Source organism: Dactylosporangium sp. NPDC048998 (assembly GCF_043197855.1).
Classification (GTDB): Bacteria; Actinomycetota; Actinomycetes; order Mycobacteriales; family Micromonosporaceae; genus Dactylosporangium.
In genome coordinates this window covers 617,406-631,102 of sequence record NZ_JBICTV010000001.1, presented here as the reverse complement: position 1 = coordinate 631,102, position 13,697 = coordinate 617,406, and the positions used below count along the sequence as shown (strand labels likewise).

The window sequence follows — 13,697 nt, the reverse complement described above, 5'->3', positions numbered from 1 at the left end:
GCGGGTTGCCGGTCGCTAGGAGGCGGAGGTGGCGTGTCGACGCCACCTCCGCCCGGTGTCGATCGGTTCCCGATCAGCCCTCGGCCAGCGCCTTGCTTTCCTTGATGGCCTTGTCCCAGCCGTCCTTGGCGCTCAGCTTGCCCTGCTCAGCAGCCTGCATGGCCGGCTCGAACGCGTTCTCCCACAGGGCCTGGTGCTTCGGGCCCAGGTAGATCGGCTTGAGGTCCTTCGCCGCACCGACGTAGATCTGCCCGACCGGGGCGTTGTTGAAGTACTCGTTCGTGGCGGAGGCCACGGCCGGGTCGGCCAGCGCCGACACGGACGACGGCAGCGGGCCGGCCTCCTTGAAGGCGTCGACGCCACCCTGCTTGCCGGTCAGGAACTTGATGAGCTCGAACGCGGACTTCTTGTTCTTGCTCTGCTCCGGGATGGCCAGGTACGAGCCGCCCCAGTTGCCACCCTTGCCGGGGATGGTGGCGATGTCCCACTTGTTCTTGCCGGCGTCGCCGGCGCGCTCCTTGATCACGCCGGTGTACCACGGCGGGCACGGCACGGTCGCGAACGCGGCGTTCTTGAACGCGGCGTCCCAGTCCGCCTGCCAGCGCTGCAGCTTGGCGGTCAGGCCCTTGCTGGCCATGTCCATGCCCAGGTCGTAGGCCTTGCGCACGGCCGTGTTGGTGTCACCGATGTACTTGTCGCTCTTGTCGTAGAACCAGGTGTCGCTGTTCTGCATGATGTACGGCTGCATGATCGACGTCGCGGAGTCGATCCAGGCCGCGCCGGTGTTCTTCGCCTTGAAGGTCTCGCCCTGCTTGACGTAGTCCTCCCACGTCGGCCACAGCTTGCTGACCTCGTCGCGGGCGGTGGGCAGGCCGGCCTTCTCGAACAGGTCGGTGCGGTAGCACATCGCGAGGGGGCCGACGTCGGTGCCGAGGCCGACGAGCTTCTTGCCGTCCGCGGTGAACGCGTTCTTCCACTTGAACGACAGGTACTCGCTCTCGAGCGAGGATGCGCCGAGGTCGAGCAGGTTGGCGAACGGCTTGTTGTCCTTCAGGTACTGCAGCAGCATGCCCTCTTCGAGCATGACCACGTCGCTCGCGCCGCTGCCGGCCGAGAGCTGCTGGGCCAGCTTCGGCACGAAGTCCTTGGTCTGGCCCTCGTTCTTGACGTCGACCTTGATGTTCGGGTTGGCCGCCTCGAAGTCCTTGACGGCCTGGGTGAAGCCGGGCGAGCCGAAGTAGGACAGCGAGATGGTGACCGGGCCGCCGGTGCTCTCGTCGGAACCGGCGTTGTTCTTCTTGGCACTGCAGGCGCCGATGCCGAGGGCGAGCCCGACGGTCAGCGCGGCCGCGGCGACGGATCGCATGCGGCGCGGGGTGAAGCTCATCCTGACCCCTCTCTCTCAGGTCGTGATGCGGTGTTTGGGTGTGGGGTGTTGATGCGTCGCGGCGGGCAGGGTGAAGCCCCGCCGGGGTATGGCGGACATGCGAATTGATGCCCCCCACGGCTGCGGGGTGTGTCACCGGCCACAGCCGCGGGAGCGCTCCCATGAGATTGGACCGCGAACGGCGACGTGTCAATGGGGCGATGGGAGCGTTCCCATTTCGTTACCGCAAGATTTCTACGGAGAGTTTGATCCGCCTTTATCGCGCCATGTACCTTTTGCGCTGTCACGCACGGTGACCTGGGCGCCGAGGGCCACGTAGCCCTCGTTCGCATCGAATTACGTGGATTTATTGCCCCCGGTTCCGCGAGGACGGGGCGAGGGGTCGAAACTTACAACGATCATCGATCACGGCGGCTGTGGCCGGCGCCGCCGGCCGGCCCCGATCAGGTCATCCGGCGCAGCAGGGTCGTCGGCGGGGCCGGGTCGAAGGCGGCCGGATCGAAGGCGCGGCCCAGCCACACGCGCATCGCGAGGTGGTCGGGGTGGGCCGGATCGGTGTACGCGGCCAGGAAGTCGCGGTAGCCGTCCGGGCCGCCGACGTCGTCGGGCGGGCAGGCGCGCTCGCCGCCGGTGCACATCGGGTAGCGGGTGTCGGGGTCGGCGGGCACCACGTCCTCGATCGCGACGTCGTGCTCCCACCAGTCGCCGAAGTCGTAGGTGTACCGCAGCCGGGTGCCCTTGCCCGCCACCGCGTCCAGGCGGGTGTCCAGCTCGTCGCGGACCTCGAGCAGGCCGTCGGGGTCGGGCACGCCGTACTGCACGCCGTCGATGTCGAACACGTGCAGGTGGCGGTCGCTCCAGCCCATCGCGAACTGAATCACCCGGTGCAGGCGGTCCAGGGTGAAGGCGCCGGGCACGAGGACGCGGCGCCAGACCGGCGGGTCGACGCCGTCCAGCGCGATGCGCAGCTGGTAGATCATGCGAGCCATGGTGGAGACATTGTTGACCGGGCGGGCCCGTCGGCGCAGCCTGAAATTGTGATCTGTCAAGCGTGCCGCGACAAACGGCATGCCGAGTGCCGCGGCGGCAACTGGTGCGACTGCCAGCATCGGCAGCCGAAGCCCACGCCACCGGCCACGGGCCCGGCCGGCGAGTAAGGTCGTCGGGTGCAGCTGCTGCGGCCCTCGCCAGACGAGCTACCCGACCTCGCCGAGCTCTACCGCACGCCGCCCGGCCCGTGGCTGCGGCTGAACTTCGTGTCCAGTCTCGACGGCGCCGGGCACGTCGACGGCCGCAGCGAGCCGCTGTCCGGGCCCGCGGACAAGCGCGTCTTCGGCATTCTGCGGATGCTGTGCGACGCGCTGGTGGTCGGCGCCGGGACGCTGCGTGAGGAGGGCTACCACGCGCTGCGGCTGGACGCCGAGCGGCGGGCCTGGCGGGTGGGGCACGGCATGAGCGAGTACCCGACCCTCGTCGTGGTCTCCGCCCGCTGCGACCTCGACCCGGCGCACGAGGCCCTCGCCGACGCCCCGGTGCGCCCGATCATCGTCACCCGGGCCGCCGCCGAGCCGGGCCCGCTCACCACGGTCGCCGACATCGTGGTGGCCGGCGACGAGCAGGTCGACCTCCCCGCCGCCGTCGCGCTGCTGCACGAGCGCGGGCTGCGGCAGATCCTCAGCGAGGGCGGGCCGCGCCTGTTCGGCTCGCTGACCGCGGCCGGGCTCGTCGACGAGCTGTGCCTCACCCTCTCGCCGCTGCTGGCCGGGCCGGGCGCCGGCCGGATCATCGCCGGGCCGCCGATCGACACGCCGCAGGCGCTCACGCTGCGTCACGCACTCCTCGCGGAGGGTCTGCTCCTGCTGCGGTACAGCCGGTGAGCCCGCAATCCACAGCGTCGTCCACAAGCCTGTGGACAACCCACCCGAAGCCTGTGGACAACCGTGGATTGTGTCCGACTTTGCCCCGATTCCTGACCATGAATCGGACACTCACCCATCCACCGCTGGCGTGGTGCCTTCGACCCGCGGCCGATGGTGGGGCACGATGCACAGGCGAACACATGTACTGGGGGTCGACACCATGGAGGACGAATCCGCGCCCACATCGGGCGGGCCCGTCGTCGGGCGCGTGCTCGGCACCGCCGACGCGACCCCGCTGACCTTCTGGGTCGCCGTCGAGGAGGGCGCCTACCTCCAGCTCGACGACGTCGTCGTCACGAAGCGTGACCTTCCCGCGCACGACCCGGTGACGATCGCCGGGGTGGTGACCGCGGTGCGCGCCCGGCACGAGGGCGTCGTGTTCGACTCCGACGTCTTCCTGGTCGCCGACGGCACGCTCCCGGCGACGATCCAGGAGGCCGCCGAGATCACCACCACCCGGGTCGACCCGGAGGTGTACGTGCCGCCGACCCCCGGCGCGCTGGTGCACCGCGCGCAGGGCGACGCCCGGGCCGGCGCGCTGTACTTCGACCGGATGGACCGCACGATCCCGATGGGCTTCGGCCGCGACGGCGCGCCCATGTTCCTCAACGCCGACTTCCTCGACGGCTCCCGCGGCGCGCACGTGTCGATCTCCGGCATCTCCGGTGTGGCGACGAAGACCAGCTTCGCCACCTTCCTGCTGTACTCCGTGTTCCGCTCCGGCGTGCTCGGCGGCGCCGGCGAGACCGCCAACACCCGCGCGCTGATCTTCAACGTCAAGGGCGAGGACCTGCTGTTCCTCGACCACCCCAACGCCCGGCTCAACGCGGCCACCGAGGACGCCTACGCCCGGCTCGGCCTGGTCGCGGGCCCGTTCCCGGACGTGCGCGTCTACGCGCCGCCGCGCGCCGGGGACTCCTCCGGCACCCCCGACGTGAGCAGCCGCCTCACCGGCGTCGACGCGTTCTACTGGACCCTGGCGGAGTTCTGCGCCGACCGGCTGCTGCCCTACGTGTTCGCCGACGCCGACGACGAGCGCCAGCAGTACACGATGGTGGTGCACTCGGTGACCGCGCACCTGGCGCGCGTCGCCCAGCCGGCGGAGGGCGGCGTCGCGATCGACGGCACCCGGCTCAACTCCTACGCCGACCTGGTCGACCACCTCGTCGAGCAGCTCAACGACGACGCCACCCGCGGGCAGTGGGCCGGCAGCGCGGTCGGCCTGGGCACCGTCAACGCGTTCGCCCGCCGGCTCATCGGCAGCAAGAAGGACCTGTCCCGGCTCATCCGCGGCGACCTCGCCACACGCAAACCGCACCAGATCAACACCGCCGAGTCCGCCCAGGTGACCGTCGTCGACCTGCACAACCTGCCCGACCGAGCGCAGCGCTTCGTCGTCGGCGTGACGCTGCGCACCGAGTTCGAGCGCAAGGAGAAGGCCGGCACCGCCAAGCCGCTGCTGTTCGTCGTCCTCGACGAGCTGAACAAGTACGCGCCGCGGGAGGGCAGCAGCCCGATCAAGGAGGTGCTGCTCGACATCGCCGAGCGGGGCCGCTCCCTCGGGGTCGTGCTCATCGGCGCGCAGCAGACCGCCAGCGAGGTGGAGCGGCGCATCGTGGCCAACTCGGCGATCCGGGTCGTCGGGCGGCTCGACCCGGCCGAGGCGTCCCGGCCGGAGTACGGCTTCCTCCCGCCCGCGCAGCGCCAGCGCGCGCTGCTGGCCAAGCCCGGCACCATGTTCGTGTCGCAGCCGGAGATCCCGGTGCCGCTGTGCATCGAGTTCCCGTTCCCGTCGTGGGCGACCCGGCCCGCCGAGGCCGGCACCCCGCCCAGTTCGACGCTGCGCTCGATCGTGCAGTCCAGCGACCCGTTCGCGGTCGTGGCGCGGGTCGGCGCCGGCGGCGTGTCCGACGACGACATCCCGTTCTAGAAGGAGTCGGCTTGCGCATCCTCCACACCTCGGACTGGCACGTCGGGAAGGTCCTCAAGGGACAGTCGCGGGCGGCCGACCACATCGCGGCGATCAACGGGCTCGTCGACGTCGCCAAGGCCGAGCGGCCCGACCTGGTGATCGTCGCCGGCGACCTCTACGACACCGCCACCCCGACCGCCGACTCGACCCGGATCGTCACCCGCGGGCTGTCCGCGCTGCGCCGCAGCGGCGCCGAGGTCGTCGTCATCGGCGGCAACCACGACAACGGCAACGCCCTCGACGCGCTACGCCCGTGGGCCGACGCCGCCGGGATCACCATCCGCGGGGCGATCGGCAAGCCCGAGGAGCACCTGCTGTCCGGCACGACCCAGGGCGGGGAGGAGTGGCGCCTGATCGCGCTGCCGTTCCTGTCCCAGCGGTACGCGGTGCGCGCCAGCGAGATGTTCGAGCTCTCCGCCGCCGAGATCACGCAGTCGTACGCCCACCACATCGGCGAGCTCATCGGCCGGCTCGCGCAGGGCTTCGGCGCCGGCACCGTCAACCTCCTCACCGCGCACCTGACGGTCGTCGGCGCCACCATGGGCGGCGGCGAGCGGGAGGCGCACACCATCATGGGCTACGCGGTGCCGGCCAGCGTCTTCCCGTCCTCGGTGCACTACGCGGCCCTCGGCCACCTGCACCGCGCCCAGCAGGTCAGCGGGGCGTGCCCGATCCGCTACAGCGGCAGCCCGCTGCCGATCGACTTCGGCGAGGAGGAGAACCTCATCTCGGTGAGCGTCGTCGACGTGACCGCCGCGACCGCGGCGCGGGTGCGGGAGGTCCCGCTGCCGGTCGCGACGCCGCTGCGCACCGTCCGCGGCACCCTCGCCCAACTGTCCACACTGGACACCGGCGAGGCGTGGCTTCGGGTGTACGTCCAGGAGGCGCCCCGCGCCGGGCTGCGCGAGGAGGTACAGCAGCTGCTGCCGAAGGCGCTCGAGGTGCGCATCGACCCCAAGCTGCTGCCCGGCCCCGGCGCCGGCGGCAAGCCCGAGCGGGCGCGGGCCGGGCGCTCTGCCGGGGAGCTGTTCGCCGACTACCTCGCCCAGCGCGGGCACGCCGACGAGGCGACCGAGGCCCTGTTCCACCGCCTGCACGACGAGGTGATCCACTCATGAGCGGTCCGGAGCGAAGCGGAGGGGCCGCTCATCACGGGCGCAGGTCACCCTCATGCCGCCGCCGGAGCGAAGCGGAGGTGACGGCATGAGGCCGATCCGGCTGGATCTCGACGGGTTCACCGTGTTCCGCGAGCCGACCACCGTCGACTTCACCGACACGGACTTCTTCGCGCTCGTCGGGCCGACCGGCTCCGGCAAGTCCACGGTCCTCGACGCGATCTGTTTCGCGTTGTACGGCACGGTCCCGCGCTGGGGCGACCGGCGCGCGATCGCCAACGCGCTCGCCCCGTCGGCGGCCGAGGCGCGGGTGCGGCTGGTGTTCGAGTCCGCCGGGGTGCGCTACGTGCTGTCCCGGGTGGTGCGCCGCGACGCCAAGGGCGCCGTCACCACCAAGCACGCCGGGCTGGAGGCGCTCGCGCCCGGGCTGGACCTGTCGAAGCTGGAGTACGGCCTGGACGCCGACGACGTCGCCGAGGTGCTCGCCGGCACCCCCAGTGAGGTCGACGAGGCGGTGCTGACCGTCGTCGGGCTGCCGTACGAGCAGTTCACCAAGTGCGTGGTGCTCCCGCAGGGCGAGTTCGCGGCGTTCCTGCACGCCAAGCCGGCCGAGCGGCAGAAGATCCTGGTCAACCTGCTCGGCCTGGACGTGTACGGGCGGATCCGGGAGCGGGCCGCGGCCGAGGGGTCCGCCGCCGAGGCCAAGCTCAAGGTGCTCGAGGAGCAGCTCGCCGCGCTGTCCGACGTCGACGAGGCGGCGCTGTCCGCCGCGGCCGCGCGGGTCGAGGCGCTGCGCGGCGTCGCCGCGGCCGTCGACGCGACCGCGCCCCGGCTGGCCGACGCCGGCCGCCTCGCCGAGCAGGCCACGACCACGCTGGCCAGCCTCGACGCGGAGATCGACCGGCTGTCCGCCGTCGCGGTGCCCGCCGACGCGGCCGGGCTGGCCGCCGCGGCCGCGGCCGCGCGCGCCGCCGTCGCCGGGGCCCTGGAGGGCGCCCGGGCCGCCGAGGAGCGCGAGGAGAAGCTGCGCGGCGAGCTGCAGGCCGCCGGCGACGCGACCGCGCTGCGCCGCCTGCTCGACCGGCACGCCGAGCGGGCGCGGCTGGCCACGGAGGCCGCCACGGTCCACGATCGGGTCGCCTCGGCCTCCCAGGAGCACGACCGGGCCGCGCAGGCCGCGGAGTCGGCACGGGGCGAGGCTTCGGCGGCCAAGCGGGCATTGGAGGCGGCCTTCGAGGCGTACAACGCCGCGATGGCCGTCGACCAGGCCGCGGCCCTGCGCCCGCAGCTGCGGGCCGGCGAGGCGTGCCCGGTGTGCACCCAGACCGTCCACGACCTGCCCGATCTGCCCCACGAGCCGGCCGTGGTCGCGGCCAAGGCCGCCGGTGAGCTGGCACGAAAGCGCAGCAACGCCGCGGACCGGACCGTGGAGGAGCGCGACCGGACGCTTCGCGACCTCGACCGGACCCTCGCCGCCGCCCGCGCCCATGCGCAGCAGGTCGAGCAGCGAATCGTCGTTCTGGACGCCGACCTGGACGGCGCTCCCCCGCCCGAGGCCCTGCAGCGCGACCTCGACGGCATCGCCCGGCTCACCAAGGGCCTGGAGAAGGCCGGCGCCGAGGTGCGCAAGGCTCGCGAGGCGCACCGCACCGCCGCCGGCGGCGCCGACCGGGCCGAGGAGCGGCTACGGGCCGCGTGGCGCTCCTTCGACACCGCCCGCGACGGCCTCGCCGCGTTCGGGCCGCCGCCCGCCGACCGCGACGACCTCGCCGACGCCTGGGCGACGCTGCACGGCTGGGCCACCGGCGAGGCGGGCCGCCGCCGCGCCGGGCGGCCGGCCGCGCTCGACGAGGTCCGCGGGGCCGAGCGGCGCGTCGCCGGCGTGCGCGACGAGCTCGCCGCGCTGTTCATCGGGGCCGGGCTGGCCGCGCCGGGCGGGGACCCGGCCCGGGAGGCGGCCGTCGCCGTCGAGCGCGCGGAGGCGGCGCGGCGGCGCATCGAGGAGCGGCGCGCCGACGCCGAGCGGCTGCGCGCCCAGCGCGACACGATCTCCCGGGAGGGCCAGGTCGCCAAGGCGCTCGCCCAGCACCTGCGGGCCGACCGGTTCGAGCGGTGGCTGCTCGCCGAGGCCCTCGACACCCTCGTCGAGGGCGCGTCGCGGACCCTGCGGGAGCTCTCCGGCGGCCAGTACGACCTCGGCCACGACAAGGGCGAGTTCTACGTCGTGGACCACCACGACGCCGGGCTGCGCCGCGCGGTGCGCACGCTGTCCGGCGGGGAGACGTTCCAGGCCTCCCTCGCGCTCGCGCTCGCGCTGTCCGAGCAGCTCGCCGGCATGTCCGCGGCGTCGGCGAGCCTCGAGTCGATCGTGCTCGACGAGGGCTTCGGCACCCTCGACGCGTCCACGCTGGACACCGTCGCGGTGACGCTGGAGAACCTCGCCGCCCGCGGCGACCGCATGGTCGGCGTCGTCACCCACGTCGGGGCGCTCGCCGAGCGGATACCGGTGCGCTTCGAGGTGCGCCGCGACGCCCGGACCGCGCGCATCGAGCGGGTGGGGCTGTGAAGCTCCACGTCGACGCCTGGGACCCGGCGTACGGGCTGTCGTTCGAGGCGGCCGAGACCTCCGGGCCGCAGGCGCAGAGCAGCGCCCAGATCCAGCCCGACGTCGAGCTGCCCGCGGACGCCTGGCGCCCGGTCGACCCGCCGGCGGGCCTCGACCCGCCCGGCACCGTGCTCATCGTCGACGGGGTGCAGCGCATCGACGCCCGGGTCTGGATCACCGACGACGCCGGCACCACCCACCCCGGGGTCGCGGCCTCCTACGCCGCCGGGGTGGTGCGCTGCGAGCTCGGCCGCGGCGCCGCGCAGGTGGCCACCACGCGGATCGAGCGCGGGCTGTTCACGCCCGTCGAGGACCTGCCGCCGGTCGTGGCGGGCAACATCCGGTACCCCGGCCGGCGGGTCTCCCGCGGCGAGCCGAAGGACCTCGCGCTGGGCGTGCAGCGGCACATGCGCGCCCTGGAGGTGGGCGTGTCGAACGAGGAGCGGGCCGACGGCGACCTGCTCATCGTCGACGGGCCGCTGCAGGAGCGCGCGCACCTGCCCCGGGCGCTGGGCTACATCAAGACCCACCGGGTGGAGTACCTCCCGGCCGGCCTCACCGCCGTGGTGACAGCGCTGCGCGGCGGGCAGCGCACGCCCGTGTTCCTGCTGGGCACGTCGTGGCACCGTTTCGCGTGGTACCTGCGGCTGCCCGGCCCGGCCGGGGCGCCGTGGTCCGGGATCGTGCGGGCGGAGTGCTCGGCCGACCTGACGCACGCCGGGGCCGTCGCGCTCGCGCACCTGTCGGCGGTGACGCTGCCGCGCTTCGCATCGCAGGCGTACAAGGACCCGCGGGCGCCGCAGAACCTGGTGCCGATCGCCGGGCTGGAGCGTAAGCTGCGCGCCATGCTCGGCGACGCCCGGCTGCTGCACCGCGCCCTGTCCCGGGTCGCGGCGTGAGGGTCCCACCGCGCTACGACCTGGTCCGGACCATGCGCGGCCTGGCGCTGATCCAGGGCGACCCGACGCTGTCGATCTCGCCGCGCTCGTGCTGGTTCGCGACCCGCACCCCCGACGGCCCGGGCACGCTGCGGCTCGTGCTTGGCGGCGACGAGCTCTCCTTCGAGGCGTACGGCCCGGGGGCGGACTGGCTCCTGGCGCGGGCCGACGCGATCGCCGGGCTGCGCGACGACGTCACCGGCTTCGCCGAGCTCTCCCGGCAGCACCCGCTGGTCGCCCGGCTCGCCCGGGAGCACGCCGGGCTGCGCATCGGCGCGACCGGGCGGGTCTTCCACCACCTGGTGCCGGCGATCCTCGGGCAGAAGGTGACCGGCAAGGAGGCTCACCACGGGTACGTGCGGGTGCTGCGGAAGTTCTCGCAGCCGGCGCCCGGGCCGCGGGAGGGGCTGCTGCTGCCGCCCGAGCCGGAGGTCGTCGCCGCCGCGCCGTACTGGGCCTTCCACCCGCTGGGCATCGAGCAGAAGCGGGCCGAGACGCTGCGCCGGGCGGCCGCGCAGGCGGCGGCGCTGGAGCGGTGCGCGGACGCGGCCGGCTGCACGGCGCGGCTGGTGAGCATCCCCGGCATCGGGCCGTGGACGGCGGCCGAGGTGACCCGGGCCGCGTACGGCGACGCCGACGTGGTGTCCGTCGGCGACTACAACATCAAGAACAACGTGGCGTTCGCGCTGACCGGGGCGGCCCGCGGCACCGACGAGCACATGCTCGAGCTGCTGGCGCCGTTCGCGCCGCATCGGGGGCGGGTCTGCGCGCTGATCGCCGCCGCCGGGATCGGCGCGCCCCGATTCGGGCCGCGGATGCCGATCCGGTCGTTCGCGCGCTTCTGAAACCGGCTCCGAAAGTTGTCGTACCTGTGTGGTTGACTTGGCGGCGTGGAGCTGCCAGTCCTGCCACCAGTCGAGCCGATGCTCGCCAAGAGCATTCCCAGCCTGCCCAGCGCGCCCGGCATGAGCTACGAGCCGAAGTGGGACGGATTCCGCTGCATCGTGTTCCGCGACGGCGACGAGGTCGAGCTCGCAAGCCGCGGCGGCAAGACCCTGACCAGGTATTTTCCCGAGGTCGTAGAGCAGGTGAAGGCCCAGCTGCCCGCCCGCTGCGTCGTCGACGGGGAGATCATCGTGATCCGGCGCGACGGGGCCGGCCCGGACCAGTCGCCTCGGCTGGACTTCGAGCTGCTCGGCCAGCGCATCCACCCGGCCGCCTCCCGCGTGCGGCTGCTCGCCGCGCAGACACCGGCCTCGTTCGTGGCGTTCGACCTGCTGGCGATCGACGATGAGGCGCTCGTCGGGCAGGGCTACGCCGAGCGCCGGGCCCGGCTGGTCGAGGCGCTCGACGGGGTCAAGCCACCCGTGCACGTCACCCCCGTGACGACCGACATCGAGGTGGCGCGGGACTGGTTCGAGCGCTTCGAGGGCGCCGGGCTCGACGGGGTCATCGCCAAGCCGGCCGAAGGCGTCTACGAGCCGGGGAAGCGCACGATGTACAAGATCAAACACTCCCGGACGGCGGACGCCGTGGTGGCCGGATTCCGCTGGCACAAGGACGGGCCGATCGTGGGATCGCTGCTGCTCGGCCTGTATGACGACGAGGGGCGCCTGCACCACGTCGGCGTCGCCGCGTCGTTCACCCGCGAGCGCCGCGCCGAGCTGGTCGAGGAGCTCGCGCAATATCGCGAGGACGTCGTCGACCACCCGTGGAACTGGGCCGGCCAGGCCCCCGGCAGCGCCGCGGAGAGCATCGAGTCGGTGCCGGCCGGCGACGCGGGCACCCGGCTGCCCGGCGGGGTGAGCCGGTGGACCGGCAAGAAGGACCTGTCGTTCGTGCCGCTGCGCCCCGAGCTGGTCGTCGAGGTCGGCTACGACGCGATGGAGGGCGACCGGTTCCGCCACACCGCGCAGTTCAAGCGCTGGCGGCCCGACCGGGACCCGCGCTCGTGCACCTACGAGCAGCTCGACCGCCCGCTGCGGTTCGACGTCGAGTCGGTGCTGGCGGGTCGTCCGTGAGGCTGCCGAAGATCGGGCGGGCCCGCCGGTTCGCGCCCCTGCTGCTCGTCGCCGTCCTGCTCGCCGGCTGCACCAATCCCCCGCAGTTCACCACGCCGACGTCCGGCCGCGCGCTGGGCAGCCCGTCCGCGGCGCCGTCGGGCCCCGTGTCCCAGTCGGGCGGCCTGGAGATCCCGCCGGCCGACTGGCGGCCGTGCCCGGACGCCTACAAGGGCGTCTTCTCGACCCCTCCGCAAAACGTCACGTTCAGCTGCGCCACCGTCAAGGTCCCGCAGGACTGGGCGCACCCGAAGGACTCCGGCACGTTCGACATCTCCCTGGTCCGCGGCCGGTCGTCCACCCAGCGCGACCGGGTCGGCTCGCTGTTCATCAACCCGGGCGGCCCCGGCGGCTCCGGCTTCGACTACGGCGTCTACCGGGCCGTCTACCTGCCGGCCGAGATCACCCGGCGCTTCGACATCATCGGCTTCGACCCGCGCGGCGTGGGCCGCTCGTCGCCGGTCAAGTGCTTCTCCGACGCCGACCTCGACCAGAACTTCGGCCTCGACCCCGACCCGGTCAGCGACCAGGGCTTCCAGCAGACCGAGGCGCTGGGCCGGAAGCTGGCGCAGTCCTGCGGCGACAAGTACGGCGACAAGCTGCCGCTGTTCTCCACCGAGGAGGCCGCCCGGGACATGGACGCGCTGCGCGCCGCGGTCGGCGAGCGGCAGCTGACCTACCTCGGGTACAGCTACGGCACGCTGCTCGGCGCCGTCTACGCCCAGCTGTTCCCGAAGAACGTGCGCGCGCTGGTCCTCGACGGCGCCGTCGACCCGACGCTGTCGATGGAGCAGTCGGCGGAGAAGCAGGCGGCCGGCTTCGAGCTGGCGTTCTCCAACTTCAGCACGTGGTGCTCGAAGAATCCGACCAACTGCCCGATCGGCCCCGACGCCCGCGCCGTGGTCATGAAGGCGATCGCCGACTCCCGCACCGCCCCCGTGCAGGGCACGGGCCGCAAGGCGACCACGGGGTGGGTGTTCACGGCGGTGGTTTCGTCGCTGTACAGCGAGTCGTCGTGGCGCCTGCTGGCCCAGGCGATGCAGGACCTGCGCAACGGCAAGCCCGACAAGATGTTCGCGCTGGCCGACTCCTATGCCGAGCGCGACCCCGACGGCCACTACACGAACATGTTCGACGCCAACTCGGCGGTCAGCTGCGCCGACAGCGACGACACCCCGACGGTCGAGCAGGCCCGCACCCTGCAGAGCCAGTGGCGCGCGAAGTACCCCCTGTTCGGCGGCGCACTGGCCCTGAACCTGATCTGCGCCCAGTGGCCCGGCAAGCGCGACCCCTACCCCACCGGCCCCGCGACGGGCTCCGCTCCCATCATCGTGATCGGCACGCTCGGCGACCCCGCGACCCCGTACGAGCAGGCCCCCGCCCTCGCCAAGATGCTGGGCGTCGGCAACCTGGTCACGTGGAAGGGCGAGGGCCACACCGCCTACCCCCAGACGGGCTGCATCATCGACGTGGTCGACCGCTACCTGGTCGACCTGAAGGTCCCCCCGGCCGGCACAACCTGCGAGAAGTAACGCCATCCCCCGCGCCGCCGCCCTCTGGGCCGGGGCCGGGCCGCCCCCCAGGAGGCCGGGGCCGCTCCCTGGCACCCAGGCGCCGCAGCCTGGCACCCCGCCGCCCGCGTGTCCGCCGTCCGCCGCCCGGGGGCGGCCGCCCGGAGGCCCACTGTCTGTCACCCAGGGG

Annotated in this window: 10 protein-coding genes; 8 read left to right on the top strand and 2 right to left on the bottom strand. The window is 73.3% G+C overall.

The annotated features are described in order from the left end of the window. Positions 1–73: 73 nt before the first annotated feature. Positions 74–1,387 (bottom strand): extracellular solute-binding protein, encoded by a 1,314-nt coding sequence (locus tag ACGFI8_RS02975; protein WP_392799058.1) that lies wholly within the window; start codon positions 1,385–1,387, stop codon positions 74–76. 443 nt (positions 1,388–1,830) lie between these two features. Beyond that, positions 1,831–2,376: a plasmid pRiA4b ORF-3 family protein gene (locus ACGFI8_RS02970; RefSeq protein WP_392799055.1), complete on the bottom strand. Its 546-nt coding sequence runs from the start codon at positions 2,374–2,376 to the stop codon at positions 1,831–1,833. 177 nt (positions 2,377–2,553) lie between these two features. Here ACGFI8_RS02970 and ACGFI8_RS02965 point away from each other — a divergent pair, with 177 nt between their 5' ends. From ACGFI8_RS02965 to ACGFI8_RS02930, 8 genes are all read left to right on the top strand, one after another. Beyond that, positions 2,554–3,264 carry a pyrimidine reductase family protein gene (locus tag ACGFI8_RS02965; protein ID WP_392799052.1) on the top strand — a complete coding sequence of 237 codons (711 nt, stop codon included), beginning with the start codon at positions 2,554–2,556 and terminating at the stop codon, positions 3,262–3,264. Between the two features lie 202 nt (positions 3,265–3,466). Continuing rightward, a complete protein-coding gene (locus ACGFI8_RS02960) occupies positions 3,467–5,236 on the top strand; it encodes an ATP-binding protein (RefSeq protein ID WP_392799049.1) in 1,770 nt (589 codons plus the stop codon). An 11-nt stretch (positions 5,237–5,247) separates the two neighbouring features. Beyond that, a complete protein-coding gene (locus ACGFI8_RS02955; RefSeq protein WP_392799048.1) occupies positions 5,248–6,396 on the top strand; it encodes an exonuclease SbcCD subunit D in 1,149 nt (382 codons plus the stop codon). An 85-nt stretch (positions 6,397–6,481) separates the two neighbouring features. After that, positions 6,482–8,959, top strand: a complete 2,478-nt coding sequence (locus ACGFI8_RS02950; protein WP_392799045.1) for an AAA family ATPase — start codon at positions 6,482–6,484, stop codon at positions 8,957–8,959. Next, complete coding sequence (locus tag ACGFI8_RS02945) at positions 8,956–9,897, top strand: hypothetical protein (RefSeq protein WP_392799042.1); 942 nt, start codon at positions 8,956–8,958, stop codon at positions 9,895–9,897. Before ACGFI8_RS02950 ends, ACGFI8_RS02945 begins: the two co-directional genes overlap by 4 nt. A 32-nt stretch (positions 9,898–9,929) precedes the next feature. Continuing rightward, positions 9,930–10,781 carry a DNA-3-methyladenine glycosylase family protein gene (locus tag ACGFI8_RS02940; RefSeq protein ID WP_392799649.1) on the top strand — a complete coding sequence of 284 codons (852 nt, stop codon included), beginning with the start codon at positions 9,930–9,932 and terminating at the stop codon, positions 10,779–10,781. A 45-nt stretch (positions 10,782–10,826) separates the two neighbouring features. Then, positions 10,827–11,957 carry an ATP-dependent DNA ligase gene (locus ACGFI8_RS02935; RefSeq protein WP_392799039.1) on the top strand — a complete coding sequence of 377 codons (1,131 nt, stop codon included), beginning with the start codon at positions 10,827–10,829 and terminating at the stop codon, positions 11,955–11,957. Further along, positions 11,954–13,528 (top strand): alpha/beta hydrolase, encoded by a 1,575-nt coding sequence (locus ACGFI8_RS02930; RefSeq protein WP_392799036.1) that lies wholly within the window; start codon positions 11,954–11,956, stop codon positions 13,526–13,528. The genes ACGFI8_RS02935 and ACGFI8_RS02930 overlap by 4 nt, the downstream gene beginning before the upstream one ends. Positions 13,529–13,697 lie beyond the last annotated feature (169 nt).